We start from the raw sequence: 24439 nt of genomic DNA, 5'->3' as shown, positions 1-24439 counted from the left end.
TCAAGGCCGCCTTCGTGACGGCCGACCTCGTGCACGTGGTCGACGACGACCCGGCAATGCGGGACTCGCTCGCCTTCCTCATCGGCCTCGGCGGCTTCGAGACGCGGCTCTACGCGAGCGGCGCCGATCTGCTGGCGCGGCTGCCGAAGCCGGCCATGGGCTGCGTGCTCGCCGACCTCCGCATGCCCGGCATCGACGGCCTGGAACTGCTGCGCCGCCTGCGCGCGGCCGGCCAGACCCTCGCCGTCGTGATGATGACCGGCCACGGCGAAGTGCCGCTGGCGGTCGAGGCGATGAAGCTCGGCGCCCGCGACTTCATCGAGAAGCCGTTCGAGGACGCCGCGCTCCTGCACACCCTGCGCGCGGCTCTGGAGCATCGTCCCGAAAGGTGGTTTCCGGCTTTCGGGAAAAAGACGATGCGGCACAAGAGCCTAGACGGTCGTCCTGGATCCGAGATCCAGGACGACCGTCTAGAGCGCGGCGGGGCCGACCTGCGCGACCCGGCCCTGCGGGACTTCCTGCGCCGGGTCGGCACGCTGAGCGAGCGCGAACGGCAGGTGCTCGATCACCTGATCGCGGGCGCCACCAGCAAGACGATCGGCCGCGCCCTCGCGATCAGCCCGCGCACCGTCGAGATCTACCGCGCCAAGCTCATGGCCAAGACCCGCGCCGGCAGCCTTCAGGAACTCGTGCGCTGGGCCGTGCTCGTCGGGCTCGTATGAGGCGACTTGAGCCAGATCAAACCGGGCCGCACGGCCCTCGGCCAGGATGCCGAGCGCGCGCGGGCCCGGTTACGTAACCTCCCTTAAGGACACCCGCTTACGCAACCGACCGGATTTCGCCGACGACGAAGCCCGGTCACGTTCGCACCCACGGTCACGCCCTGTCGGCCAAACCCGGAGCGAACGCATGGCCTCGTCGTCGCTGTCGCGGCTCGCGACGCCGGAACGGATCGGACCGGTGCCGGGCCCGTCCGAGCCCCCGCCGTTCGCCGGCTGCCCGGACCTGATCGGGACGCACTTCTCCTACCTGCGCGAGGAGGAGATCTACGGCGAGGCCGAGGAGGCGGAGTTCGTCTACACGGTGCTCGACGGGGCGGTGCGCACCCACCGCATCCTCAGCGACGGGCGGCGGCAGATCACCGGCTTCCACCTGCCCGGCGAGATGCTCGGGTTCGAGCCCCAGGACCGGCATCGCCACACCGCCGAGGCGCTCACCGACACGCGGATGCTGATCTTTCGGCGGCGGCAGATCGAGCGCGCGGCGGCGGGCGACGCCGCCCTGGCCTGCCGGCTCTGGAGCCTCGCCGCCCGCCGCCTGCACGACGCGCAGGACCACATGCTCCTGCTCGGCCGCGGCTCGGCGCTGGAGCGCCTCGTCGCCTTCCTGCTCGACCTCGACGCGCGGATGGGATCGACCGGGACCTTCGTCCTGCCGATGTCGCGGCGCGACATCGCCGACTATCTCGGGCTCACCATCGAGACGGTCTCCCGCCTCGTCACCCAGCTCGAGGACGACGGCGCGCTGATGCGGGCCGGCGGACGGCAGATCAGCCTCCATCGGGCGCGGCTCGACCGCCTGATCGCCTTCTGATGCGCGAACGACCGGAGGGACGACCGATGTCAGGTGCTCGGGACGAGATCGCGCAGGCGACGGGCCGTTTCATGGGGCTCGACCTCGCGTTCCCCGCCGACGTCCTCGCGCCCCGCGCCGAGACCGAGCTTCTGGGCCGCACGGCGGTGGCGCTCCTGCGCGAGCGCCCCGGCCGCCCGCGGGTCGTGGATATGTGCTGCGGCTGCGGAAACCTCGCCTGCGCCGTCGCGACGGCGATCGAATCCGCCGCGGTCTGGGCCTGCGACCTGACGCCGGCTTGCGTGACGGCCGCACGCCGCAACGTCGATCGCCTCGGGCTCTCGGATCGGGTGGAGGTGCGCCGGGGCGACCTCTTCGCCCCCCTCCCGGTCGAGGAATTCGGCGCGAGCCTCGATCTCGTGCTGTGCAATCCCCCCTACATCCCGAGCTTCCGCCTCGACGGCGACAAGGCCCACCTCCTCGAAGCCGAGCCGCGCGAGGCGTTCGACGGCGGGCTCTACGGCTTCGCGATCCACCAGCGGGTGATCGCGGCGGCCCTGCTCTACCTCCGGCCCGGCGGCTGGATCGCGCTGGAATTCGGCGAGCGGCAGGAGAAGCAGATCGCGGCCCTGTTCCGCCGCGCGGGCGGCTATCGCGACCTCGACTACCGCCACGACGAGCGCGGCGTGCCCCGCGTCGCCGTCGCGCGGCGGAGCGGTTGATAGCCGGAGCGCGCGGGCTTCCGTCGAACGAGTCTCGGTCCGGCCGGCCGCCGGAGGATGGATCGGCGGACCGCGCACGTCCGATGCGACTCCGAGCGGACCTGTAGAGACGTCGCTGTCGTAAGCCCTTGGGGGTCGGAAGCAGTCCCTCGCAGGGTCGAGCCGATCCGGCTCTGCTCCCGAGCCGTGCCCGACCTCTTCGGGCCGGACCACGCCTCCGGCCGCTCGGTTCGACGTACCGTCTTTCACCGAACCGGTGCCTGCTTCGCCGGAAAGCACGCTATGTGGAGCGCGCGGAAACGTCCGCGCGACCCGAGGCGGCCTATCGTGTTCAGGCATCGATCCCCGTCGATCCGGTCGAGCCTGCAGGCGCGGCTCGTCGCCCTGTGGATCGCACTGCTCGCCTCCGCAGCGGCGACCGCCTACCTGCTGTTCGGCCTCTACACCCAATCGACCGCGGTGCAGATCTCGCAGGCCGAGATCGCCGTGGGGCGGGCCTGCCGCGAGATCATCGACCGCTACACCGTGCTGCTGCGCAAGGGCGACGAGCCCGCGGGCGAGGCGCTGACCGGAGTGGTCTCGGGCGCGCTGGCGCATTGGCCCGGCATCGAGGGCGGGGTCTGGAGCGCAGGTCAAGGCTCGCTCGCCTACGCCTTCCCGAGCTACGAGGGCTCCGGCCCCAAGACCGATCTGCCGCAGGCCGAGCGCGAGATGATCGCTGCGGTCAACGCGGAATCGCGCAGCCTCGGCCGCTCGGTGGTGATCCACCGGGTCAGCCGGACACAGGCGCTCCTCGTGCAGGCCTGCCCGCTGCCCGGCCGCGAACCGGGCCTGACCGGCTGGACGATGACGCGGGCGCACGTCAACGACGGGCCGGCCTATACCCGCTTCCTCGCGGCGCTGGGCTTCCTCGCGGTGGCGGTCGTCGGCGCCGCGGGGTTCCTGGGGCATTTCCTCTATGGCTATTCCCGCCGCATCGCCCGGCTGGAGGCGGCGCTGGCCGCGCCCGAACGCGAGGGCGCCGACCTCGCCCATCTCGACCGCACCGGCGAGCGCGAGTTGGACCGTCTGGTGGACGCGCTCAACGCCGCGGGCGGGCGCCTGCGCGAGGCCCGCGAGCAGGCTCTCGCCGCCGAGCGCTTCGCCGCGCTCGGGCGCCTCAGCGCCGACATCGCCCACGAGATCCGCAACCCCATCGCGGCGATGCGGCTGAAGGCCGAGAACGCGCTCGCCACCGGCGAGCCGGAGCGGGCGGCGACCGCGCTTCGCACCATCCTCGGCCAGATCGGCCGGGTCGAGACGCTGGTGCGCGACCTCCTCCACCTCACCCAGCCGCGCCCGCTCCACCGCGAGCCGACCGACCTGCGTCGCCTCCTCTCCGACAGCGCGCAATGGCACGAGGATGCGGCCCGCGCCCGCGCGGTCCGCATCCGCGTCGCGGCCGACACGCTGCCCGCGGCCGAGCATCCGCACATCGACCGCGCCCAGGTGCAGCGGGCGCTCGACAACCTGCTGCTCAACGCCCTGCGCCACGCGCCGCCGGGCAGCGCGGTGACGCTCGACGCCCGCCGCGTGCTCCGCGAGGGCGCGGCCCGGCTGGAACTGCGCGTCGCCGACGAGGGCCCCGGCGTCGATCCGGCGCTCCGCCCCCACCTGTTCGAGCCCTTCGTCACCGGCCGCTCGGACGGCACCGGGCTGGGGCTCGCCATCGTCAGCAAGATCGCGCAGGCGCATCGCGGGCAGGCCCGGCTGCTCGAAGTAGGCCCCGCCACCACCTTCCTCCTGGATCTGCCATGGCAACCGTCCTGATCGTCGACGACGACGACGCCCTGCGCGAGGGCCTCGCCGAGACCGTGTCCGACCTCGGCCACACCCCCGTCCCGGCCCGCTCCGGCCGCGAGGCGATGGCGCTGCTGGCGGGCTCGGTCGTGGCCGCCGTGTTCCTCGACCTGCGCATGCCGGGCGACCTCGACGGCATCGCGACGCTGGCGCAGATTCGCGCGCTGCCCGATCCGCCCCCCGTCACGGTGCTGACGGCCTTCGCCAGCCCCGCAAACACCATCGAGGCGATGCGGCTCGGCGCGCACGACCACCTGACCAAGCCCATCGGCCGGGCCGACCTCGCCGCCGCGCTCGACGCGATGCTCGTCTCCGTCCGCCACGAGGCGGGCACGGGTGGCGCCCCGGAGACGGCGGGCGGGCTGATCGGCTCCAGCGAGGCGATGCGGCGGGTGCAGAAGGCGATCGGGCTCGTGGCCGACTCCGCCGCCACCATCCTGATCCAGGGCGAGACCGGCACCGGCAAGGAGGAGGTCGCCCGCGCCCTCCACGCCTTTTCCGCGCGCCGGACTCGCCCGTTCGTGCCGGTCAACTGCGCCGCCACGCCCGCCGAGCTTCTGGAGAGCGAGCTGTTCGGCCATGTCCGCGGCGCGCTGAATGGGGCGACGGCGGATCGCGCCGGCGCCTTCCACCTTGCGGAAGGCGGCACGCTGTTCCTCGACGAGATCGGCGACATGTCGCCGGTGATGCAGGCCAAGATCCTGCGGGTGATCCAGGACCGGATGGTGACGCCGGTCGGCGGACGGCCCGGCCGCGTCGACGTCCGGCTGGTCGCCGCCACCCACCGCGACCTCCAGGCGATGGTGGGCGAGGGGGCCTTTCGCGCCGACCTCTATTACCGCCTCAACGTCGTGCCGATCGCGCTGCCCCCGTTGCGCGAGCGGCAGGCCGACATCGTGCCGCTGGCCGAGCACTTCCTGGCGTCTTCCGGCAAGCGCCTCGGCGCCTCGGCGACCGCGCGTCTGCTGGCGCATCGCTGGCCCGGCAACGTGCGCGAGTTGCGCAACGCCGTCGAGCGCGCCGCCGTGATGGGGCGGGGCCGGCTGATCGAGGCCGCCGACCTCGACCTCCCCGCCGCCCCGGCCGAGACCCCGGAGAGCGACGGCGATCTCCCCGGCGCCGTCGCCCGGCTGGAGCGCGCCATGATCGCCGCCGCGTTGCGAGCGGAGGGCGGCAACCGCACGCGGGCGGCGCGCCGCCTCGGCATCCAGCGCCAGCTCCTCTACGCCAAGATCGAGCGCTACGGCCTCGGGGCGCCGGACGCCGATCTGTCGGCGGATGCGACGGCCGATGTCGGGAAAGACGACGATTCCCCCGGCGCGGACGCCGTTTAATCCGGGGCATCGATAAAACATTCGTGTGCGCTGCCGCACGGGCCGGCTCGGCCGGAACCGTGCCCCGCCTCACGCGTCGAGCCGGTCGAAACGGCCCGGCTCGCGGGCCCGATGAGGCGCGTCCTTGCCGTGAATCTTGCCATGAACGGAACCGACGGCGCGAAGGGTGCCCACGCCCCCTTCGTCTTCGCCCATATCGGCGACCTGCATCTGGAAGAGCCGCACGACCCCAACGCCGCCGACCTGCGCACTTGTCTAAGGGAAGTCGCCGACCTGCACGCGAGCGGCCTCATCGACTTCGCCTACCTGCCGGGCGACCTCGCCGAGAACGGCCGGGCGGCCCAGTACGACATCCTGGAGCAGGTGCTCGCCGCGCATCCGAACCTGCCGGTGCGGCTGATCGCGGGCGACCACGACCGCCAGCACGGCACGATGCGCGACTTCGACCGGTTCTTCGCCACGGTGGCGGGCAGCCGACGCGGCGGCGGGCACGCGGCACGGCACAGCCGCCTGCCGCGCCCGGTGAACGTCGAGAAGATCGCGCAATACTACTACGCCGAGACGATCAGAGGCGTGCGCTGCCTGTTCCTCGACATGGTCAGCGCCGGCTACGGCCAGGAAGGCTTCGGGCTCGATTTCCGGCTCGGCCCCGACCAGCGCGACTGGCTCACCCGCAAGCTCGCCAAGGCGGTCCGGAAGGGCCGGCCGGTGGCGGTGTTCACCCACACCTACCCGGCCGACCTCAGCGACCCGGCGGAGCGGTCCGAACTCGCCGGCCTGATCCGCGGCTCTGGCGTGCGCCTCGTCGAGATGGGCCACACCCATTACAACGAGCTGGCGCATGACGGGCGCACCCTCTACGCCGCCGCCCGCTCGGTCGGGCAGAACGAGGACGGCTCGGTCGGCTACGCGGTCGCGGCCATCGACGGCGAGGTCGTGAGCTGGCGCTTCAAGCCCCTCGACCGCGCTCTGCCCTTCGTCATGATCACGAGCCCGGCCGACCGGCGGCTGGCCGCCGCGCCGCTGCCGGACGGCAAGGTCGCGGTCCGCGCCCTCGTGCTGTCGAACGCGCCGCAAAGTGCGTGGCGCTGCCACGTGCGGATCGACGGCGGCCCGCCGCTGCCGATGGAGCCGGACGGCCCGCGCACGGTCACGGCCCGGATCGACTGGCCCGCGGGCGCGCGCCGCCTCTCCGTCACGGTGACGGACGGCACAAAGAATCCGCGCAAGAACGGCGCGCCCCACACCGACACCGACATCATCGAGCCGGTCGGCCGGACCTTCGTGCCGGCGCCCGTGTCGGAGCGCCCCGGCAGCGACGCCTGCCGCCTGCCGCTCTGGCCGGAAAAGGGCCTGCGCGGCGACCAACTCGGGCCCAACCGCGTCGGCCGGCACTGGTAGACCGCCCTCCCATCCCACCAAGGACGAAGACACAAGAAAATGGGCGCGCTCACCCTCACACCCAATCTCGCGACCTGGGGCATCGCCGCACTCGCGACGCTCGGCGTCATCCTGCGGCCGTTCGCTTGGCCCGAGGCGATCTGGGCCGTGCTCGGCGCGCTCGCCCTCGTGGCGCTCGGCCTGCTCGCCCCCGGCACCGCGTGGGAGGGCGTGCTCAAGGGAACGGACGTCTACCTGTTTCTGGTGGGCATGATGCTGCTCTCCGAGATCGCCCGGAAGGAAGGCCTGTTCGATTGGCTCGCCTCGCACGCCGTGCGTGCGGCCAAGGGCTCGGCGACCCGGCTGTTCCTGCTGATCTACGTCGTCGGCACGGTGGTGACGGTGTTCCTCTCGAACGACGCCTGCGCCGTGGTGCTGACGCCCGCCGTCTTCGCCGCCACCAAGGCGGCCGGGGTGAAGCAGCCGCTGCCCTACCTGTTCATCTGCGCCTTCATCGCCAATGCGGCGAGCTTCGTGCTGCCGATCTCGAACCCGGCCAACCTCGTCGTCTTCGCCGAGCACATGCCGCCGCTCGGCCGGTGGCTCGCCGTCTTCACGCTGCCGTCCGTGCTCGCCATCGTGACGACCTACGCGGTGCTGCGCATCACCCAGAACGCCAGCCTGAAGGCCGAGACGGTCGCGACCGATGTCGAGACGCCGACCTTGAGCTTCGGCGGCAAGGTCGCGGGCTTCGGCATCGTCGCCACGGGTGCGGCGCTGATCGCGGCTTCCGCCGCCGGCATCGAACTCGGCCTGCCGACCTTCGTCGCGGGTGTCGCCACCGCGCTCGTCGTCATCCTGATCAACCGCGGCGGCGCGGTCGAGGTGGCGAAGGACGTGTCGTGGAGCGTGCTGCCGCTGGTGGCGGGCCTGTTCGTGCTGGTCGAGGCGCTGGAGAAGACCGGCGTCCTCCAGATGCTCGCCGACCTGCTCAAGCGCACCGCCGCGGGCGATCCGGCGCTGGCCGCCTGGGCCGGCGGCGTTGTCGTCGCGCTCAGTTCCAACCTCGTGAACAACCTGCCCGCGGGCCTCTTGGCGGGGGCGGCGGTGCAGGCCGCCCACGTGCCGGAGAAGGTCGCGGGCGCGATCCTGATCGGCGTCGATCTCGGGCCGAACCTCTCGGTCACCGGGTCGCTCGCCACCATCCTGTGGCTCACCGCGATCCGCCGCGAGGGCCAGGACGTGTCGGCCTTCGCCTTCCTCAAGCTCGGCCTGCTGGTGATGCCGCCGGCCCTGATCCTGGCGCTCGGCGCCCTTCTGCTGATCTGATCGGACAACGCCGTGAACGCCGCCCTGCTCTATCCCTTCATCATCGTCGCCGGGTCGCTCCAGGCGCTCGGCAATTCCATGAACGCGCAGCTGCGCGGGCACCTCGTCAACCCGTTCCTGGCGGCCTCGGTCTCGTTCCTGCCGATCGTCTTCGTCTTCGCGACCCTGTTCCTCGTGATGCCGACGCCGCTCCCGAGCGCGGAGAATCTTTCCGCCATGCCGTGGTACGCGCCGCTCGGCGGCGTCGCCGGGGCGGTCGCGGTGTTCGGCGGCCTCGCCTTCGTGGACAAGGTCGGCGCCGGCCCGTTCAACGGGCTGACGCTGACGGCCAACATCCTGACCTCGCTCGCGCTCGACGCCTTCGGCCTGTTCGGCCTGCAAGGCGGCGGCTTCAAGCTCATGCCCTGGCTCGGCGGTCTGTTGATGGTGGTCGGCGTCACCTTCATCGCCCGCGTCACCCCCGACAAAGGGGGTTCTTCGGGCGACAGCAAGGATTCCGGCCACGGCCTCAACCCGCGCCTGCTCTATCCCTTCATCGTCGTGGCGGGCGCGCTGCAAGCCATCGGCGTGGTGTGGAACGCGCAGCTGCGCGGGGCCCTGATCAATCCGTGGCTCGCGGCGCTCGTCTCGTTCATCCCCGTCGTGTTCGTGTTCGTGCTGGTGTTCCTGCTGCGCCCCAAGCCCCTGCCGCAGCGGGCCGACATCGAGGGCGTGCGCTGGTGGATGCCGCTCGCGGGCCTCACCGGCGCGGTCGCGGTCTTTGCGGGCCTCCTGTTCGTGGACAAGGTGGGGGCCGGCGCCTTCAACGGCCTGCTGATCACGGCCAACCTCCTGACCTCGGTCGCCCTCGACCATTTCGGCTGGCTCGGCATGAAGCAGGTGCGGGCCGGCGCCTCGCGCCTCGGCGGCGCCGCCCTGATGGTCGCCGGCATCGTCCTGATCTCGGTGTTCTGAGGTCCGATGCCGGCCGACCTGTCCTGGCTCCTGCGCAAGGAGGCGCTGATCGGCGCCGCCGTCGTGGTGCTGGCGGCGAGCGGCGGCGCCGCGTGGTATCTCTTGCAGGCCAGCGTGCTCACCATCGCGGTCGCGCCCCGCGACGGCACCGAGCCGGAGCTGATCCGGGCCTATGCCGACGCCCTCGATGCGGCGGGCGAGACCGTGCGCCTGCGCATCCTCTCCTTCGAGGACGTGCGCGAGAGCGCCGCCGCGCTTCAGGACGGCCGCGCCGACCTCGCCGTGGTCCGCCCCGACGTGCTGCTGCCGACGAACGGCCTGACGCTGGCGATCCTGCGCGATCAGGCGATGATCATCGCCTCGCCCGACCACGCACCGATCGAGGCGTTTCCCAAACTCGCCGGCAAGCGCCTCGGCATCGCCGCCCACCGTGACGCGGATTTCGCCCTGCTGAAGAGCCTGCTCGGCTATTACGGCCTGACGCCGGAGATGGATGCGGGCGGCCCGAGCCGGGATCGCACCGTGCATCTCGTCCCCGTCGATCAGGAGGCCGTCGCGGCGGCCTTCCGCGACAAGCGCATCGACGCCTTCGTCAGCATCATCGCGCCCTCCGCCCCCAAGGCCCTGGCGCTGATCGGCGCGGTCCGCTCGGTCGCCCATCACGGACGTGTCGCCTTCGTCGCGGTCGAGGACGACGGCGCGGTGATCGAGCGCTTTCCCCGCCTCCAATCCGTCACGGTGCCGGGCGGCCTGTTCGGCGGCGACCCCAAGCTCCCGGCGGACGACGTGAAGACGGTCGGCGCCTCCTACCGGCTGATGGCCCGCGCCACGCTGAGCCGTGCGGTCGCGGCCGACATCACGCAACAATTCTTCGAGAAGCGCACGGCCGCGGCGGCGAAGACGGATGCGGCAGAGTACATCCAGGCGCCGGCCTACGACACCACCGCGGCGGCGACGAGCGCGCGCATCCCGATCCATCCCGGCGCGATCGACTATTTCGAGCGCGAGCAGCACGGCTTCGTCGAGCGCTACGGCGACACGCTCTATCTGCTGGGCGCCATCGCGGGCGGCCTCGTCTCGGTGCTGGCCTGGATCCGCCAGCGCCTCGCGGCGCTCCGCCGCGAGCGCATCGACGAGATCGTGGACCGCCTGCTCGCCCTGATCGGGCTCGCCCGCGCCGCGCAAAGCGCCCGCGAACTCGACGCGCTGACGACGGAAGTCGACGACCTCGCGACCGACGCCGTCCGCTACGCCCACGCGCGCGACCCCGACCCGCGCACGATGTCGGCGCTGTCGATCGCCCTGGAGACCGCCCGCGCGACGCTCGCCGACGGCCGCCGACGGATCGGTTTACCCCCTTTCGAGCGTTTCTCGACCCAGCCCCCGCCCGAGGCCCCGGCCCTGGGACGCATTCCGCGAGAGGCTCCGCACCGATGAGTACCGAGTTGACGACGCAACTCCCGCCCTGCCTCGACGGCCTGCGCGCCGACCCGTGGAGCGGCCTGCTCCCGGCCCAGATCGCCGGACTCCTGGCGCCCACGGCTCAGGCCGGCTGCGCGACCGCCGACATCCCGGCGCATCTGAGCGCGCCGTTGCAGAACCATTTCGGCCCGGTGGACCGCGACCCGCTGCCCGCCGCCCTCGTCGAGCTGCTGCGGCTGTTCGAGGCGCAGGCCACGGTAGAAGCCAGGATACCGATCAAGACGCGGGTCAAGCCGGGGACCAGGGCGGCCAAGAGAGGGCCGGTCGATCCGGGGCTGCGCGACGCCCTCGTCGATTGCGTGCCGGCCCTGCGGGTCTTCGCCCTGTCGCTGTGCGGCAACCCGGCCCGCGCCGAGGATCTGGTGCAGGAAGCGCTGGTGCGGGCCTGGGCCAACCGGGAGCGCTTCGAGCCCGGCACCAACTTCTCCGCCTGGATTTTCACGATCCTGCGCAACCACTTCTACAGCGAGTGCCGCCGCTTCCGCCGCGAGGTCGAGGACGCGGAGGGCCACCACGCCGCCGCCCTGACCACGCCCGCCGAGCAGGAGCACGCGGTGGTGCTGGGCTCGGTGATGGACCTGATCCACACCCTGCCGGCGCCCCAGCGCCAAGCCCTGCTGCTGGTCGGCGCCGACGGCCTCACCTACGAGGAAGCCGCCGCCCGCCTCGACTGCCAGGTCGGCACGGTGAAGAGCCGGGTAAGCCGCGCCCGCCGCTTCCTGGCCGAGAGCCTGGGGCAACGCGAGGCGGCGGCCGCCGAGGACTGAATGGCCGCGCGATTCCCCCAAAAGAACCCGCCGGGCGACGCCCTGCCGCCGGTCCAGGCGCTGGCGCTGGCCCGCACCCTGCTGACCGACCACGGTTTTCGCGAGGTCGCCCGCAACGAGCGCGGCGACAGCTTCTATCTCGCCCGCGGCGACGATCCGGGGCGCCTGCGCCTCTCCAACCACGCCCGCACCCCGAAGCAGCGGCGCGGCCATCCGGAGGTGCTGGCGAGCCTCGTCGTCCGCCAGCCGCGCACCCCGGCCCAGGTCGCCGCGATGGTCGAGGCGGCGCTCCGCGACGTCGCCGGGGGCCAGCGCCGCCGGGATCAGGCCGCCAGCGGCTCGGGCTCCGACAGGACCGCGAACGCCGCGTCCGGCTCGTCCTGAAGCCGGGCGACCAGGGCCGCCAGTTCGTCGGGCAGGTCGGGATCGGCCTCGAGCCCGAAGGCCCGGTCGAGGGCCGGCATCACGCTGCGCAGGAAGGCCGGCAGCGAGACCGGAGGGCGCGCGTCGGAGGAAGCAGTCGAGGAGGCGGGCATGTCGTCCGAGGCACCGGTCGCGCGATACGGCCACGCTGCGCTGCGGCAGTTGAACGGCGGCTGAAAGCGCGGCCGTTCAGGCACCCCGGGCCGCGTCGCGGGCGAGTTCCTCGGGGATAAGCGTCGCCGCGTCCTGGCGCGCGATGATCGCCGCCAAACCCACCGGGGAATCGTCCCAGGCGTCGATTCCGACGTCTGACGATCGGGTGGTATCGGGTAGCGTCGCATGAGTGTGCCCGAACAGATGGCGGGTTCCGCGCCACAATCCGGGCCAGGCGCGGTGGGCGTAATGCGCCAGGAACAGCCGCCACGACTGCCCGTCCTCCCGCACGGTGATGCGGAGGCTCTCCACCGGCGGATCGGCCCAAGGGAGGCGCAGCACCCGGTTGCTGTCGTGATTGCCCCGCACCAACCGCTTGATGCCGTTAAGTTTTTCGAAAACCGCGGCACAATGCGCCGGATCGGCATGCGCGGCGAAATCCCCGAGATGCCACACCTCGTCGCCCTCGCAGACCACCGCATTCCAGCGCGCGATCAACGCCGCATCATGCGCCTCGACGCTCGGATAACGCCCCCCGCGCTGCCGCAAGATATGCGAATCGCCGAAATGCGTATCGGCAGTGAAAAAAACGGCCATCGACGGCTCCCCCGGCCCGCCGAGGTGGCGCTCTCAAGAGCGCCGGACAAGGCGGCGCGCCGCCGCAACGCGCTCTCAGAACCGCGTCGTCAGGGCGTTCAGCCAGTCGGGCGAGGCCTCGACCAGGGCGGTCTCCAAGGTCTTGTCGAGGCCCGTCAGCACCGACAGCCCGACGAGCACGAGGATCAGCCCGAGCCCCGCCTTCAGCCCCTGTCCGAGCCGAATCAAGCCGCCCCGCGCCCGCAGGATCAGCCCGCGCGACAGCGTGCCGAGCACGAGCAGCGGCAGGCCCGCGCCGATCCCGAACGCCGCCATGGTGGTGGCCACCGAGGCGAGGTCGCGCCCCTGCGCGGCGAGCAGCGAGGCCGCCCCGAGGGTCGGCCCGACGCAGGGGCTCCAGATCGCCCCGAGCAGCAGGCCGAGGCCGAACTGCCCCGGCAGCCCCGCACCCGCCCGCCCGCCGAAGCGGCGGTCGATGGCATCGACCAGGGGGCCCGCGGCTGCGGCGAGCCGCACTTGCGCCGCCGGCACCAGCAGGACGAGCCCGACCGCGACGAGCAGCGCGGCGGCGACGCGCCGGACCACATCACCGTCGAGACCGATGGCGAAGCCCACCGTCGCCACGAACAGGCCGATCGCCGTGAACGACAGCGCCAGCCCCGCCGCCAGCGCCGCCGGCCCGAGCCGATGCTCGGCGGCCGCCGCCCCCAGCACCAGCGGCAGCAACGGCAGCACGCAGGGCGACAGCACCGACAGCAGCCCGGCAAGCCCGGCGAGCCCGAGCGTCGCGATCACCGCCGCACCTCCGCCGCGAACGAGAGCCGCCTTTTCGGCGACGGGTCGGCGACAAGGCCGGGGAGGGGGGAGCGCGCGAGCATGGCCGGCATCCTATCCCGGACGCCGCGCCTTCGACATCCGCATCGGCCAAGCGTGTCCGCGTCGCAGTGCCCTCCCGCCCGAAACCACATCGCCCGCGGGATTCTCATTGACGCCGCGCTCAAGCCAGCCTATCTGAGCGCCCAACGCCGAACACGCGGGTCGTTGACCGCCCCGCCCGACGCACCGGAGCCTAAGGCTCCTCGCGCGACGACGTTCCGGTGGGGGATAGTTTAACGGTAGAACCGCGGACTCTGACTCCGCTAGTCCTGGTTCGAATCCAGGTCCCCCAGCCAATCACCTTCCATGACCGGCCGCCATCGGCGCCGGACTCGCCCGCTTCTTCACCATCCTGTCGGCCGGCGACCGGAGCCTGCCTGCGGTCCTCGTTCGCCCCGATCTGGGCGGCTCGGATCCTTCCGGGCGCGTTCCGAACCCTGGCGCCGGTGCAGATCGCGCCGGTGGTCACGGCCCGCAGGCGGTTCCGGGCCTATCCGCCCGATCGCCGGGGCGCCGATCCTGCGCGAGGGCGCGATCCTGGGGCTGCTCGGCGTCGCGACGCTCGGCTTCTGAACAGCGCGCGCTGTACCCCGTCTTCGACCGCGCCGGCGTGGAAGTCGCGACCGTCGTCGGGAGCAAAGCCGCCGGATGAACACGGCCGCGTGAACGTGCCGTGCGCCCGGAACAAACCCCGCGTCCGGTCGGATCATACCGCAAGGCTTCACCGGGTGCCGCCGCCGTCAGGTGGCGCAGTCGGACTCAATCGTTTCATAGATCGAGCATGACGCCGCGGACAGTTTCGAAAACAGATCCGCGTGTTTGAGCGCTTGTGAATTTGCGGGATCCGGTACGATGCCAGTGTCGCAGCGCCCGCTTCTCACCGGAGATCCTTCCCTCGATGAGCGAATGGCGTCATCGCATCGGCGCTCATCTGTCCGAGTCCCCGGCGGCATGACGCGCGCGCTCCTTCGTGCCGGGGCGCTCGCACTCGTGGCCTGCGGTCTGTCGGGCTGCCAGAGCTACAACCTGTTCGACGCCAAGGGTCCGGTCGGCGCGGCGGAAGCCAACATCCTGATCATCGCCAGCGTGATCATGCTGGCGATCATCGTGCCGACGATGATCGCGACCCTCGTCTTCGCGTGGTGGTACCGCGAGGGCAACACCCGCGCCCGGTACCGGCCGAACTGGGCCTTCTCCGGCCGGATCGAGCTGGTGGTGTGGTCGGTGCCGCTGCTGACCATCATTTTCCTCGGCGGCATCGCCTGGATCGGCGCCCACCGGCTCGATCCCGCGACGCCGCTCGATTCCGAGAAGAAGCCGATCGAGGTTCAGGTCGTCTCGCTCGATTGGAAATGGCTGTTCATCTACCCCGAGCAGGGGGTGGCGAGCGTCAACCGGCTGGTCATGCCGGCGGCGACCCCGGTCCACTTCCGGCTGACCTCGTCGAGCGTGTGGAACTCGTTCTTCGTGCCGCGGCTCGGCAGCATGATCTACACCATGCGCGGCATGACCACCCGGCTCAACCTGATGGCCGACCGGGAGGGCGAGCTCTACGGCCTCTCGACCCATTTCAGCGGCGACGGCTTCGCCGACATGAACTTTCCGGTCCAAGTCGCCTCCGACGAGGGTTTTTCGGAATGGGTCCGGCAGGCGAAGGAATCGAGCCTGCGGCTCGACGCCGCCGCCTACGGCGAACTCGCCAAGCAGAGCATCGGCGACAAGCTGCGCACCTACGGGACGGTCGACCCGAACCTGTTCGACGGGATCGTCGCCCAGACCGTGCCGCCCGGCCCCGGCCCCGCGGCCGCGGGCGGCGTCGAGGGCGTGCGGCCCAAAGGGGGAACCTGAATGCTCGGCAAGCTCACCCTCGACGCGATCCCGCTCAGCCAGCCGATCCCGCTGGTCGCAGCGGGCGTCGTCGGCCTGGTGTTGCTGGGCGTGATCGCCTGGACGGTGATCGCCGGCCACTTCCCCTATCTGTGGCGCGAGTGGATCACGAGCGTCGATCACAAGCGCATCGGCGTGATGTACTGCATCCTCGCCCTGGTGATGCTGATCCGCGGCTTCACCGACGCGATCCTGATGCGCTCGCACATGCTCTTCGCCTACAAGGCGCCGGGCTACCTGCCGCCGGAGCATTACGACCAGATCTTCTCCGCCCACGGCGTGATCATGGTCTTCTTCGGCGCGATGCCGTTCATGATCGGGCTGATGAATTTCGCCGTGCCGCTGCAACTCGGCGTGCGCGACGTCGCCTTCCCGACGCTCAATTCCGTCAGCTTCTGGCTCACCGCCGCGGGGGCGCTGCTCGTCAACGTCAGCCTCGTCGTCGGCGAGTTCGCCCGCACCGGCTGGTGGCCGGCGCCGCCGCTCTCCGAGGCGACCTACTCGCCGGGCGTCGGCGTCGATTACTACATCTGGGCGATCCAGATCTCCGGCGTCGGAACGCTGCTCTCAGGGGTGAACCTCGTCACGACCATCCTGAAGGTGCGGGCGCCCGGCATGGGCTACCTGCGCATGCCGATGTTCTGCTGGACCGCGCTCGCCTCGAACCTGCTCATCGTCGCGGCCTTCCCGATCCTGACGGCGACGCTCGCGATGCTGGCGCTCGACCGCTACCTCGGCTTCCACTTCTTCACCGATTCCCAGGGCGGGAACTCGATGATGTTCATGAACCTGTTCTGGGCCTGGGGGCATCCGGAGGTCTACATCCTGGCGCTGCCCGCCTACGGCGTGTTCTCGGAAGTCATCTCGACGTTTTCTGGCAAGCCGCTCTTCGCCTACCGCTCGATGGTGATGGCGACGATGGCGATCTTCATCCTCTCCTTCATGGTGTGGCTGCACCACTTCTTCACCATGGGGCCGGGCGGCGACGTCAACGGCGTCTTCGCCATCACCTCGATGATCATCGCCGTACCCACGGGGGTGAAAATCTTCGACTGGCTGTTCACGATCTACGGGGGGCGCGTGCGCTTCCACTCGTCCATGCTGTGGTCGCTCGGCTTCATGCTGACCTTCGTGGTCGGCGGCGCCACCGGCGTGCTGCTCGCGATCCCGCCCGCCGACTTCGTGCTGCACAACAGCATGTTTCTGGTGGCCCACTTCCACAACGTGATGGTCAGCGCGGTGCTGTTCGGGGCGTTCGCGGGCTACGCCTACTGGTTTCCCAAGGCGTTCGGCTTCCGGCTCGACGAGTGGTGGGGCAAGGTCGCGTTCTGGTTCGGCATCTCCGGCTTCGTCGTCGTGTTCGGCACGTTCTACGTGCTCGGGCTGCTCGGCATGACGCGGCGGATGCAGCATTACGACGTCGCCGACTGGCGGCCCTGGATCCTGATCGCGGGCTTCGGCGTCGTGCTGATGCTCGTCGGCGTGATCGCCCAGATCGTCCAGCTCGTCGTCTCGATCCGCCGCCGCGACTCCCTGCGGGACGTGACCGGCGACCCGTGGGACGGCCGCTCGCTCGAATGGGCCACCGCCTCGCCGCCGCCGGTCTTCAACTTCGTCGCGATGCCCCAGGTGCACGGCGAGGAGGCCTACTGGACGATCAAGGCCAGCGCCCGCGAGCAGCTGAGCCTGCACGACGAGCCCGATTACGAGCCGATCGAGATGCCGATCAACACCCCCACCGGCGTGATCTGCGCCTTCTTCGCCACGCTGATCGGCTTCGCCATGATCTGGCACATCTGGTGGCTGGCCGGCTTAAGCTTCCTCGGCGCCTTCGCGACCTTCGTGGTGTTCGCGTGGCGCGACAAGTCCGAATACGAGATCCCGGCGGACGAGGTGCAGCGGGTCAACCGGGCGAACCGCGCGACGCGCCTCGAGGCGCTCCATGGCATCGACCGGCGGAAGGCCGCATGAGCGCGACACTCGCACCGGGCCACGACCCCTACCATCTCGGCGGGCGCCGGGACGGCAAGGGTGAATCCGCCGCCACCGGCCGCGGGACCGGGGGGCCGAGCCCGAAGCGCATCGTCGTCGCCTACGGTTTCTGGATCTTCATCCTCAGCGACATCGTCATGTTCGCCGCCTTCTTCGCCGCCTACGCGGTGCTGGTGGGCGGCACCGCCGACGGCCCGAAGCCCCACGAGCTGTTCGACCTCACCGACGTCGCGATCGAGACCGGCCTGCTGCTCGCATCGAGCTTCACCTGCGGCGTGGCCACCCTGGCGCTCGCGGCCCGCCGCATGGCGCTGTTCCAGGCCATGATGGCGGTGACCTTCGGGCTCGGCGCCGGCTTCCTGGCGCTCGAACTGATGGAGTTCGTCGACCTGATCGCGCGGGGTGCCGGCCCCTCGCGCAGCGCCTTCCTGTCCGCGTTCTTCACCCTCGTCGGCTGCCACGGCCTGCATGTCGGCATCGGCCTGCTGTGGCTGCTCACCATGATGGCGCAGGTGCTGGCCAAGGGCTTCCGCGACGACATCCTGCGCCGCACCGCCTGCTTCGCCCTGTTCTGGCACGCCCTCGACATCGTCTGGGTCGGGGTGTTCAGCGTCGTCTACCTGCTCGGAGTGATCGCATGAGCGTCGATCAACCCGCCGAACTTTCGAAGCGGCATAAGGCCGACGTCGCGCCGGGCGAGGCCTACCCCGAGGAGGACATCGCCAAGGGCATCCGCGGCTACCTGATCGGCCTCGGGCTCGCCGTGCTGCTCACCGCCTGCTCGTTCGCGGTGGTGCGGATGAACTTCATCTGGGCGCCCGCCATCCCCGTGGCGGTGATCGTCTTCGCCATCGCCCAGATGGGCGTGCATCTGGTGTTCTTCCTCCACATCACCACGGGGCCGGACAACACCAACAACGTCATGGCCTTGGCATTCGGCGTGCTGATCGTGTTTCTGCTGATCGGCGGCTCGGTGTGGATCATGAGCAACATGAACCACAACATGATGCACAGGCCGGCTGCAGAGCAGTCCCAGCCGCAATCCCACGGGCACCACTGAGGCAAACCCAGGCTGGCCCTCGGATCGTCGCCCACGATAGGGTCGCGCGATGCGCCGCCTGATCGATCCCGCCGTCGTCACCCTGATCCTGTCCCTCGTCGCGGGCAGCCTGTGGCTCGGCACGCACGAGGACGACAGCGATTTCGGCGCCGGCTTCTTCCTCGGACTGATCGCGGGCGGCTCGCTCGCCTTCCTCGCCCTCGGTCGAAGCCGCCGCGGCGAGGGCTGACGCGGTGCGGCGTCGCGGGCCGGAACCCTCCGGCCCGATTCCGGTCTTCCCCGGCAGATCATCGACGGATCATTCGGGAAAGCGATCACATGCGAGTCGGACATTGGGTGGCGGGCACGGCGTGCCTCGTGCTGTCGGCCACCGGGGCGTTGGCGGAGGGCAAGCCCCTGCCGCCGCCGGCCTCTTCGGGTCAGCCGGTGATGGAGCTGACCATCGACAAGCGGGACGGCAAGATCGCCTGCGCCCCGGCGGAGCTGCGCCTGCCCGCCGACACCAACGCGGAACTGCGCGTCGTCAACCGCGCCGACCAGCCGGTGACGCTGACCATCGACGGCCAGTTCGAGAACGGCCTCGTGCAGCACGTCGACGGCGACCAGGGCCATTCGGCGAGCGAGAAGGGCTACACGATCAAGCTGAACGGCAAGGCGACGCTGAAGTTCAGGACCATGGCGGCGGGCGAGCGCTCCTACGGCTGCACCGGCGTCAACAGCCAGAGCGAGCCGTTCGTCGGCAAGTACGTGCTCGTCCCGCCGGCGGGGTAAGGCCCTCTTCCCACCCACCCCCTCATCCTGAGGTGCGCAGCGCCGCGAAGCCTCGAAGGAGGGCTCCAGAACTCCGTGCGAGAACTGGAGCCCTCGATCAAAGCCGCTGCGCGGCACCTCAGGATGAGGGCGGTTGGTGGGAGAGGCGACCGCCTCACACCACCAGAATGTCGGAGGCGTGCAGCGGGGCCTTGTTGTCGAGCACGCCGAGCAGGATCGCGGCCTGCTTGCCCGAGCCGTCCCAGTCGTAGAACAGCTCGCCGGTGGATTGCTTGTAGAGCACCCGGTCGTCGGCATCGACCTTGCCCGTGTCGAGGTTCTTGAACTGCGTGTCGGCGAGCTTGCCCATCGACAGGTTCCAGAACTCGCTGCGGGCGAGCCCGATCGTGTCGTCGGGCTGCGAGAAGTCGGTGATGCGGTCGACGTTGCCGGGGCCGATCCGGGTCGAGAACACGAAGGTGTCGGCGCCCGCGCCGCCGGTCATGATGTCGTTGCCGGCGCCGCCGTCGATGATGTTGTCGTTCTTGTTGCCGATCAGCGTCTGGTTGAACTCGTTGCCGGTGACGAGCTGGCCCGACTTCATCGAGTCGGCGAAGCGGATCAGCTCGATTTCCTGGCCCGCGGCGAGGCGGTAGTTCGCGCTCGCGATCAGGGTGTCGTAGCCGCCGCCCTTGGCCTCGAACACCTGATCGTTGATGTGATCGACGTAGTAGGTGTCGTTGCCGGCAAAGCCGTAGAGCTTGTCGGCGCCGGCACTCCCGTCGAGGACGTTGTTGCCGGCGTTGCCCTCCAGCGTCTGGTCGAAGCTGTTGCCTTCGAGGTTGATCGCCGCCTTCCCCGCCGCGTTGTCGGTGGTGAGCTTCTCGACCTCCTGATAGTAGCCGAGCACGTAGCTCACGCTCGTCACGACGGTGTCGTAGCCGCCCTTGACGCCCTCGTTCACCTTATCGCCCGCGTGGTTGACGTAGTAGGTGTCGTCGCCGCCCCGGCCGTTGAAGATGTCCGCGCCGTTCGTGCCGCGGAAAACGTCGTTGCCCGCCGAGCCGGTATAACCGTCGATCTTGAGGACGCCGTCGGGGTTGCCGACCGCGCCGGTGAAGACCGCGTTGTTGCCGGCGGCGTCGCGCACCACCGCGCCGTTGAGGTTGACCCCGGTGACGGCGATGTCGTTCGCCACCTGGTCGGCCAGCACCTTGTGGCGGAAGACGAGGTGGGTGGCGTCCGAGGCGGCCGCGTCGAACAGGGCCGTGCCGCCGTCGTTGAGGCCGAGGCTGAACTTCGAGGCGCTCGCGACCGTCACGGCCTCCGAGAGCGTCAGCGTCAGCGTCACGGTCTCGCCGACGACCGCGGTGCCGATGCCGTTGGCGGCGTTGGGGGCGGAGGCCGCGATCTCGGTGACGCTCGGGGCGAGGTCCGGCTTGGCCGGCGCCGCCGGGGTGTCGATGACGGAGCCGAACAGGTCCTTGAAGATGTCCCCGACGGTCGGCTTGCTGCCGTCGTGCAGCGTGCCGGTGAAGTTGGCGTAGTCGCTCTCCCAGTAGTTCTGGAACAGCATGCCGTACTTGTTCATCCACGCCAGGGCGGCCTTCACGAAGGCGCCGGAATCGTCGGTCTTGACGCCCCATTCGGAGACCGAGGTCTGCTTGCCGTGCTGGGCCGCGAAGTCCTGCTGCCACTTGAGCCCGTAGCTCATGTTGACCTTGTCGAGGAAGGCCTTGGCGGGGTCGGCGTTGTCCCATTCCTTGTTGTAGTAGAAGTCCATGCCGACGACATCGACATAGGCATCGCCGGGATAGGCCTTCTCCGGGTTCATCTCGCCGCCGGCATTGACGTCCCAGACGAACTTGAACTTGTCCGACACCTCGCGGAACGTATCGACCAGCTCGCGGTAGGCGCCGATGAAGGCGGCCTCGTTGCCCTTGGCGGCCCAGGGCATCCACGAGCCGTTGAACTCCCAGCCGACCCGGACGTAGATGAACCCGTCCTCGCTCGGCTTGCTCTGCGCCAGCGCCTGCGCGGCCTTGAGGAAGTGGTCGTTGTAGTCGCCGGTGGCGACCTGGGCGAGCGAGGTGCCGGTCACGGTCAGCGGCACCGACCACAGCACCGGGCGGTCCATCGGCTTCCACAGGCTGGTCGCCCAGCCGATCGAGTTGTCGAAGTCCTTCCAGCTCCAGTCGTTGAGATAGAACAGGACGTTGTCGACCTCGCGCCCCAGCCATTCCTCGTAGGCCGGGAGGGCGGAGGGGTCGTTGCCGAAGTAAGCACCCAGAGCGGTCATCGTCGCGGTTCCCTGGCCGGCCGCCCCGATGGTTCGAGCGGCGGCATCACATGACCGTGAGGCTGGCTCCCATGTCTTAATTTCGCATTTGCGAGATACGCTCAAGTTGGCGCCACCTTTCCATTCGGAGCCGATGCTATTGGCCGAATGGAAATATGGCTTCCCGGAGCTTAGGAAATTTCGCTCAAATTCGACGCAATCGACCCTGCGAATTTTTACAGACTGGTAGCGGGTTCGGTGCTATCCAAGCCTTCCAACGGGGGCGTTCGGGCGTCTTGAGGGGGGAGCGATGACCGGCACGAGCGAGAGCGCGGCGCGCGGCGTCGGCGCGCGATGACGGCCTTCGTGCTCATCCTGGCGTTGTGCGGGGCAGTGGCGGCGGGGTTCCTCCGCTGGATCTTCGTCGCCCTGGTCGGCGTGGTGCTCGTCCCGGTTTACGTGCTGACGATGGTGGGGCTCGGCGCCCCGGTGCTCCCGTCGCTCGGCCAAGCCCTCCTCGGCTACGTCGTGCTCCAAGTCAGCTTCGCCCTGTCCGGCTGGGGCATCGAGGTCGTGCGCGGCGCGGCCGCGCGCCGCTACGAGGACCGGCCCGACCGCAGGAAGATCTAACGACCTCAGGGCTTCAGGGGGAACGGCGCGGCCCGGCGGCAGACCGGGGAAGCGCCGACAGGGACGAAAGAGATGACGCATCCACGCCTGCGTTTCGCGCGGCCCGCAGCGGGCCTGCCCGCCTCGGCGGGCTGGCCGCTCTTCGGCGGCTGGCTGCCGATGGTCGGCTTCGCCGACCCGCGCTGCCACGCCGACGGCAGCCCGTGGGACGGCGTCAACGATCCGGGCTACGTCACGACGATCCTGGTCGCGGGCTGGCTCAACCGCGCGGTCTCGGTCCGGGTCGGGGGCGTGCGCCGCCGCAGGCTAAAGCCCGACGCCCGCAGCCTCGACCGGGCAGTGAGCGAGATGGACGAGCGCATCCGCGCCGCCCGGCAACGCTCGGAGAGCGGCGAGCGCTGAGCACGGCTCTCTCGAAGAATCATCGGCGGCGCAGCTTTCGCAGGGCAAGCCGCGCGACCGCGCGCCAGCAGGCCGGTTGCAGCGCGTGGCGGAGCACCGCCCCGACATCCCGCCGCGACATCCCTTCGCGCAGGCCGATATAGGCCCGCATCTCGGCGAGCGAGCCGCGATAGGCGGCGTCCGCCCTGACCGCGGCGGGCTCGGACGGCGTGAGGCCGAGGGCGTCGTAGGTGGTGCGCATCGTGTCGAGATCGGCGGCCTTGAGCTTGCGCGAGAGCGAGGTCGAGACCATCCGGTAGCGGTAGCCGGCCCGGCCTGAGACCGCCATGTCGGTCCCGGCCATCAGGCAGCGCAGGCAGATCAGGAAATCCTCGCCGATGCGCACGCTCTCGTCGTAGCGGATGCCGTGACGGGCGAGGAAGGCGCGGGAAAAGATCGGCTTGAGGAAGCCGAGATTCGAGCGCCCGCCCATCATCCGGTTGCGGTTCAGGTACTCGGCGAGCCCGACGCGCAGCTCGGCGTCTTCCGCCAGATCGGGGACGAGGGGCCAGGAGCGCTCGGGCTCGGCATCGGGGAAGCAGGCGACGTTGTCGGCGGCGACCGCGCAGCCGGTGCGTTCGGCGAGCGCGATGAGATGTCGGGCGCGCTCCGGCGCGACGGCGTCGTCGGCGTCGAGGATGGCGATCCACGCGCCGCGGGCGCGCTCGATGGCGAGGTTGCGCGCCGCCGACGGGCCGCCGCCGCGCGCGCGCCGGATCAGGACCACCCGCGGATCGCGGGCGGCGAGCGCGGCGACGCGGGACGCGGTGTCGTCGGTCGAGGCGTCGTCGACGACGACGATCTCGACGCCGACGCCGCGCTGGTCGAGGGCGGAGGCGAGCGCCGCCTCGATCCACGGAGCGGCGTTGTAGGCGGCCATGACGAAGCTGAGATCGGGCGCGTCCGTTCGCGCGGGCGCCATCGGCGCGGTGTCGGTCAGGGCACGCACGCTGTGAGGCTCCTACCGGCCGGCCCGCGCGCCGTACATCAGGGCCGCGGCCTCGGGCTTGGCGATGCGGCGCAGGGTGCGGAAGGGGCCGGGGAAGTGCCAGCGCAGCCAAGTCTTGGCCTGGAGCAGGCGGTCACTGAGCGTCCTTGGCCGCGCGGGCGCCATGCCGAGCCCGGCCCGGCGCGCCACCGAGAAGAAGGCGCGGCTGTAATGCACCCGGAAACCCGCGTTCCACGGCTTGTGGGAGGTGGTGTAGTGGACGATGCTCGGGTTGGCCCGCAGGGCGGCGTATTCCGCCTCCGAGAGCCCAAGGAACCCGGCCGGCACGTCGGCGCAGCGCGGCTGGAAGTTCCAACGCGGCGAGAGGAAGTGGACTTGGCCCCGGAGCGCGAGGTTGAGCGCGTCCTGATCCATCCAGGGCAGGCGGTGGGCCTCCCGCACCAGCACGTCGAGGACGCGGGCCTCGCAATCGAGGGCGCGCCAGCGCTCCATGTCGATCAGCAGCACGCCGGAATTGAAGTAGGGCTCGTCCGGAGCGAAGCCGATGGCGTCGAGATCGAGCCGGAACGGGTCGCGCACCGCGCCGAGGACGGCGCCGTTGAGATCCGCGTTCCAGAGCGGCGTCAGGTCGGCGGAGACGACGGTGTCGGCGTCGAGATAGAGGACGCGCTCGTGCGAGCGGTCGATGAAGCGGTCGAGCAGGATGCGGGTGTAGATGCTGCTGCTGAACTGGCGCGTCACCGGCAGATCGGGCAGCGCCGCCGGGTCCATCTCCCGGAAATGCAGGCGCAGGGCCGGATGGCGGGCGCCGAGCGGGGCGAACACCGAATCGACCTGCGCAGGGGTGAGGCCGCTGCCGACGAGGGTGACGTCGATGGGCTTGCCCGGATTGCTCTCGAGGATCGAGGCCAGGGTGATGCCGGCCTGCCGCAGATAGGCGGCGTCGATGCAGAGCAAGAGGCAGATCGGTCGATCGGTCACGAACGGCTCCGGGGTCGTTTCAGAGCACGATGCGGAAAAGTGG

At 70.6% G+C, this 24439-nt stretch carries 24 protein-coding genes, 1 tRNA gene and 1 pseudogene; 20 read left to right on the top strand and 6 right to left on the bottom strand.

Annotated features, from left to right (window positions below):
* Nucleotides 1–14 precede the first annotated feature (14 nt).
* The 11 genes and pseudogenes from AAHG03_RS20230 (at nt 15) to AAHG03_RS20180 (ending at nt 11763) form a co-directional block, all read left to right on the top strand.
* Entirely contained in the window at nt 15–722 is a 708-nt protein-coding gene (locus AAHG03_RS20230; RefSeq protein ID WP_342152804.1) for a response regulator, read from the top strand.
* Nucleotides 723–909: 187 nt separating this feature from the next.
* Complete coding sequence (locus AAHG03_RS20225) at nt 910–1593, top strand: helix-turn-helix domain-containing protein (RefSeq protein WP_342152757.1); 684 nt, start codon at nt 910–912, stop codon at nt 1591–1593.
* A gap of 26 nt (nt 1594–1619) precedes the next feature.
* Entirely contained in the window at nt 1620–2294 is a 675-nt protein-coding gene (locus AAHG03_RS20220; protein WP_342152755.1) for a N5-glutamine methyltransferase family protein, read from the top strand.
* Between the two features lie 327 nt (nt 2295–2621).
* Nucleotides 2622–4103 (top strand): sensor histidine kinase, encoded by a 1482-nt coding sequence (locus AAHG03_RS20215; protein WP_342152754.1) that lies wholly within the window; start codon nt 2622–2624, stop codon nt 4101–4103.
* The gene (locus AAHG03_RS20210; RefSeq protein ID WP_342152752.1) at nt 4088–5467 is read left to right on the top strand and encodes a sigma-54-dependent transcriptional regulator; all 1380 of its coding nucleotides are present in this window, start codon (nt 4088–4090) and stop codon (nt 5465–5467) included. The genes AAHG03_RS20215 and AAHG03_RS20210 overlap by 16 nt, the downstream gene beginning before the upstream one ends.
* A gap of 141 nt (nt 5468–5608) precedes the next feature.
* Nucleotides 5609–6868 (top strand): metallophosphoesterase family protein, encoded by a 1260-nt coding sequence (locus AAHG03_RS20205; protein ID WP_342152751.1) that lies wholly within the window; start codon nt 5609–5611, stop codon nt 6866–6868.
* A 36-nt stretch (nt 6869–6904) separates the two neighbouring features.
* Nucleotides 6905–8176, top strand: a pseudogene (locus AAHG03_RS20200) (arsenic transporter); the annotation flags it as partial.
* 12 nt (nt 8177–8188) lie between these two features.
* A complete protein-coding gene (locus AAHG03_RS20195) occupies nt 8189–9130 on the top strand; it encodes a DMT family transporter (protein WP_342152750.1) in 942 nt (313 codons plus the stop codon).
* Nucleotides 9131–9136: 6 nt separating this feature from the next.
* Nucleotides 9137–10567 (top strand): TAXI family TRAP transporter solute-binding subunit, encoded by a 1431-nt coding sequence (locus tag AAHG03_RS20190; RefSeq protein WP_342152748.1) that lies wholly within the window; start codon nt 9137–9139, stop codon nt 10565–10567.
* Entirely contained in the window at nt 10564–11379 is an 816-nt protein-coding gene (locus tag AAHG03_RS20185) for a sigma-70 family RNA polymerase sigma factor (protein WP_342152746.1), read from the top strand. The genes AAHG03_RS20190 and AAHG03_RS20185 overlap by 4 nt, the downstream gene beginning before the upstream one ends.
* Nucleotides 11380–11763, top strand: coding sequence for a hypothetical protein (locus AAHG03_RS20180; protein ID WP_342152744.1), 384 nt, complete (start codon nt 11380–11382; stop codon nt 11761–11763).
* Here AAHG03_RS20180 and AAHG03_RS20175 read toward each other — a convergent pair.
* The 3 genes from AAHG03_RS20175 to AAHG03_RS20165 all read right to left on the bottom strand — a co-directional run bounded on the left by AAHG03_RS20175 (nt 11703) and on the right by AAHG03_RS20165 (nt 13347).
* A complete protein-coding gene (locus AAHG03_RS20175) occupies nt 11703–11915 on the bottom strand; it encodes a hypothetical protein (RefSeq protein WP_342152742.1) in 213 nt (70 codons plus the stop codon). The genes AAHG03_RS20180 and AAHG03_RS20175 overlap by 61 nt on opposite strands.
* 76 nt (nt 11916–11991) lie before the next feature.
* Nucleotides 11992–12552: a metallophosphoesterase gene (locus AAHG03_RS20170; protein ID WP_342152740.1), complete on the bottom strand. Its 561-nt coding sequence runs from the start codon at nt 12550–12552 to the stop codon at nt 11992–11994.
* 75 nt (nt 12553–12627) lie between these two features.
* A complete protein-coding gene (locus AAHG03_RS20165; protein ID WP_342152738.1) occupies nt 12628–13347 on the bottom strand; it encodes a cytochrome c biogenesis protein CcdA in 720 nt (239 codons plus the stop codon).
* A 303-nt stretch (nt 13348–13650) separates the two neighbouring features.
* On the opposite strand from AAHG03_RS20165, the gene AAHG03_RS20160 reads away from it, so the two are divergent.
* The 7 genes from AAHG03_RS20160 to AAHG03_RS20130 all read left to right on the top strand — a co-directional run bounded on the left by AAHG03_RS20160 (nt 13651) and on the right by AAHG03_RS20130 (nt 19138).
* A tRNA-Gln gene (locus AAHG03_RS20160) sits at nt 13651–13724 on the top strand.
* 655 nt (nt 13725–14379) lie between these two features.
* Complete coding sequence (gene cyoA, locus AAHG03_RS20155) at nt 14380–15276, top strand: ubiquinol oxidase subunit II (RefSeq protein WP_342152737.1); 897 nt, start codon at nt 14380–14382, stop codon at nt 15274–15276.
* Nucleotides 15277–17286 carry a cbb3-type cytochrome c oxidase subunit I gene (locus AAHG03_RS20150; protein ID WP_342152735.1) on the top strand — a complete coding sequence of 670 codons (2010 nt, stop codon included), beginning with the start codon at nt 15277–15279 and terminating at the stop codon, nt 17284–17286.
* Entirely contained in the window at nt 17283–17948 is a 666-nt protein-coding gene (locus AAHG03_RS20145) for a cytochrome (ubi)quinol oxidase subunit III (protein WP_342152733.1), read from the top strand. The genes AAHG03_RS20150 and AAHG03_RS20145 overlap by 4 nt, the downstream gene beginning before the upstream one ends.
* Nucleotides 17945–18367 (top strand): cytochrome o ubiquinol oxidase subunit IV, encoded by a 423-nt coding sequence (cyoD, locus tag AAHG03_RS20140; protein ID WP_342152732.1) that lies wholly within the window; start codon nt 17945–17947, stop codon nt 18365–18367. The genes AAHG03_RS20145 and cyoD overlap by 4 nt, the downstream gene beginning before the upstream one ends.
* Before the next feature lie 49 nt (nt 18368–18416).
* The gene (locus AAHG03_RS20135; RefSeq protein WP_342152730.1) at nt 18417–18596 is read left to right on the top strand and encodes a hypothetical protein; all 180 of its coding nucleotides are present in this window, start codon (nt 18417–18419) and stop codon (nt 18594–18596) included.
* Nucleotides 18597–18685: 89 nt separating this feature from the next.
* On the top strand, nt 18686–19138 hold the full coding sequence (locus AAHG03_RS20130) for a cupredoxin domain-containing protein (RefSeq protein ID WP_342152728.1): 453 nt from the start codon (nt 18686–18688) through the stop codon (nt 19136–19138).
* Nucleotides 19139–19292: 154 nt separating this feature from the next.
* Here the strand turns inward: AAHG03_RS20130 and AAHG03_RS20125 are convergent, their stop codons facing one another.
* Nucleotides 19293–21416: a glycosyl hydrolase gene (locus tag AAHG03_RS20125; protein WP_342152727.1), complete on the bottom strand. Its 2124-nt coding sequence runs from the start codon at nt 21414–21416 to the stop codon at nt 19293–19295.
* A gap of 333 nt (nt 21417–21749) precedes the next feature.
* Here AAHG03_RS20125 and AAHG03_RS20120 point away from each other — a divergent pair, with 333 nt between their 5' ends.
* Nucleotides 21750–22025 (top strand): hypothetical protein, encoded by a 276-nt coding sequence (locus AAHG03_RS20120; RefSeq protein ID WP_342152726.1) that lies wholly within the window; start codon nt 21750–21752, stop codon nt 22023–22025.
* A gap of 72 nt (nt 22026–22097) precedes the next feature.
* Nucleotides 22098–22427 carry a hypothetical protein gene (locus AAHG03_RS20115; RefSeq protein WP_342152724.1) on the top strand — a complete coding sequence of 110 codons (330 nt, stop codon included), beginning with the start codon at nt 22098–22100 and terminating at the stop codon, nt 22425–22427.
* Nucleotides 22428–22446: 19 nt separating this feature from the next.
* Here AAHG03_RS20115 and AAHG03_RS20110 read toward each other — a convergent pair whose 3' ends face one another.
* Together AAHG03_RS20110 and AAHG03_RS20105 are read right to left on the bottom strand one after the other, a co-directional pair.
* A complete protein-coding gene (locus AAHG03_RS20110; protein ID WP_342152722.1) occupies nt 22447–23415 on the bottom strand; it encodes a glycosyltransferase family 2 protein in 969 nt (322 codons plus the stop codon).
* A 12-nt stretch (nt 23416–23427) separates the two neighbouring features.
* Nucleotides 23428–24396 carry a glycosyltransferase family 8 protein gene (locus AAHG03_RS20105; protein ID WP_342152720.1) on the bottom strand — a complete coding sequence of 323 codons (969 nt, stop codon included), beginning with the start codon at nt 24394–24396 and terminating at the stop codon, nt 23428–23430.
* Nucleotides 24397–24439: the final 43 nt, after the last annotated feature.

Source organism: Methylorubrum subtropicum (genome assembly GCF_038442325.1).
Taxonomy (GTDB): Bacteria; Pseudomonadota; Alphaproteobacteria; order Rhizobiales; family Beijerinckiaceae; genus Methylobacterium; species Methylobacterium subtropicum.
The sequence above is the reverse complement of the archived record's forward strand: the minus strand, read 5'-3'. Positions and strand labels throughout refer to the sequence as shown.

Coding starts and splice junctions, on each gene's coding strand:
- AAHG03_RS20225 (WP_342152757.1), top strand. CDS start 910: ATGGCCTCGTCGTCGCTGTCGCGGCTCGCGACGCCGGAACGGATCGGA.
- AAHG03_RS20220 (WP_342152755.1), top strand. CDS start 1,620: ATGTCAGGTGCTCGGGACGAGATCGCGCAGGCGACGGGCCGTTTCATG.
- AAHG03_RS20210 (WP_342152752.1), top strand. CDS start 4,088: ATGGCAACCGTCCTGATCGTCGACGACGACGACGCCCTGCGCGAGGGC.
- AAHG03_RS20205 (WP_342152751.1), top strand. CDS start 5,609: ATGAACGGAACCGACGGCGCGAAGGGTGCCCACGCCCCCTTCGTCTTC.
- AAHG03_RS20190 (WP_342152748.1), top strand. CDS start 9,137: ATGCCGGCCGACCTGTCCTGGCTCCTGCGCAAGGAGGCGCTGATCGGC.
- AAHG03_RS20185 (WP_342152746.1), top strand. CDS start 10,564: ATGAGTACCGAGTTGACGACGCAACTCCCGCCCTGCCTCGACGGCCTG.
- AAHG03_RS20180 (WP_342152744.1), top strand. CDS start 11,380: ATGGCCGCGCGATTCCCCCAAAAGAACCCGCCGGGCGACGCCCTGCCG.
- AAHG03_RS20175 (WP_342152742.1), bottom strand. CDS start 11,915: ATGCCCGCCTCCTCGACTGCTTCCTCCGACGCGCGCCCTCCGGTCTCG.
- AAHG03_RS20170 (WP_342152740.1), bottom strand. CDS start 12,552: ATGGCCGTTTTTTTCACTGCCGATACGCATTTCGGCGATTCGCATATC.
- cyoA (WP_342152737.1), top strand. CDS start 14,380: ATGACGCGCGCGCTCCTTCGTGCCGGGGCGCTCGCACTCGTGGCCTGC.
- AAHG03_RS20150 (WP_342152735.1), top strand. CDS start 15,277: ATGCTCGGCAAGCTCACCCTCGACGCGATCCCGCTCAGCCAGCCGATC.
- AAHG03_RS20145 (WP_342152733.1), top strand. CDS start 17,283: ATGAGCGCGACACTCGCACCGGGCCACGACCCCTACCATCTCGGCGGG.
- cyoD (WP_342152732.1), top strand. CDS start 17,945: ATGAGCGTCGATCAACCCGCCGAACTTTCGAAGCGGCATAAGGCCGAC.
- AAHG03_RS20135 (WP_342152730.1), top strand. CDS start 18,417: ATGCGCCGCCTGATCGATCCCGCCGTCGTCACCCTGATCCTGTCCCTC.
- AAHG03_RS20130 (WP_342152728.1), top strand. CDS start 18,686: ATGCGAGTCGGACATTGGGTGGCGGGCACGGCGTGCCTCGTGCTGTCG.
- AAHG03_RS20125 (WP_342152727.1), bottom strand. CDS start 21,416: ATGACCGCTCTGGGTGCTTACTTCGGCAACGACCCCTCCGCCCTCCCG.
- AAHG03_RS20120 (WP_342152726.1), top strand. CDS start 21,750: ATGACGGCCTTCGTGCTCATCCTGGCGTTGTGCGGGGCAGTGGCGGCG.
- AAHG03_RS20115 (WP_342152724.1), top strand. CDS start 22,098: ATGACGCATCCACGCCTGCGTTTCGCGCGGCCCGCAGCGGGCCTGCCC.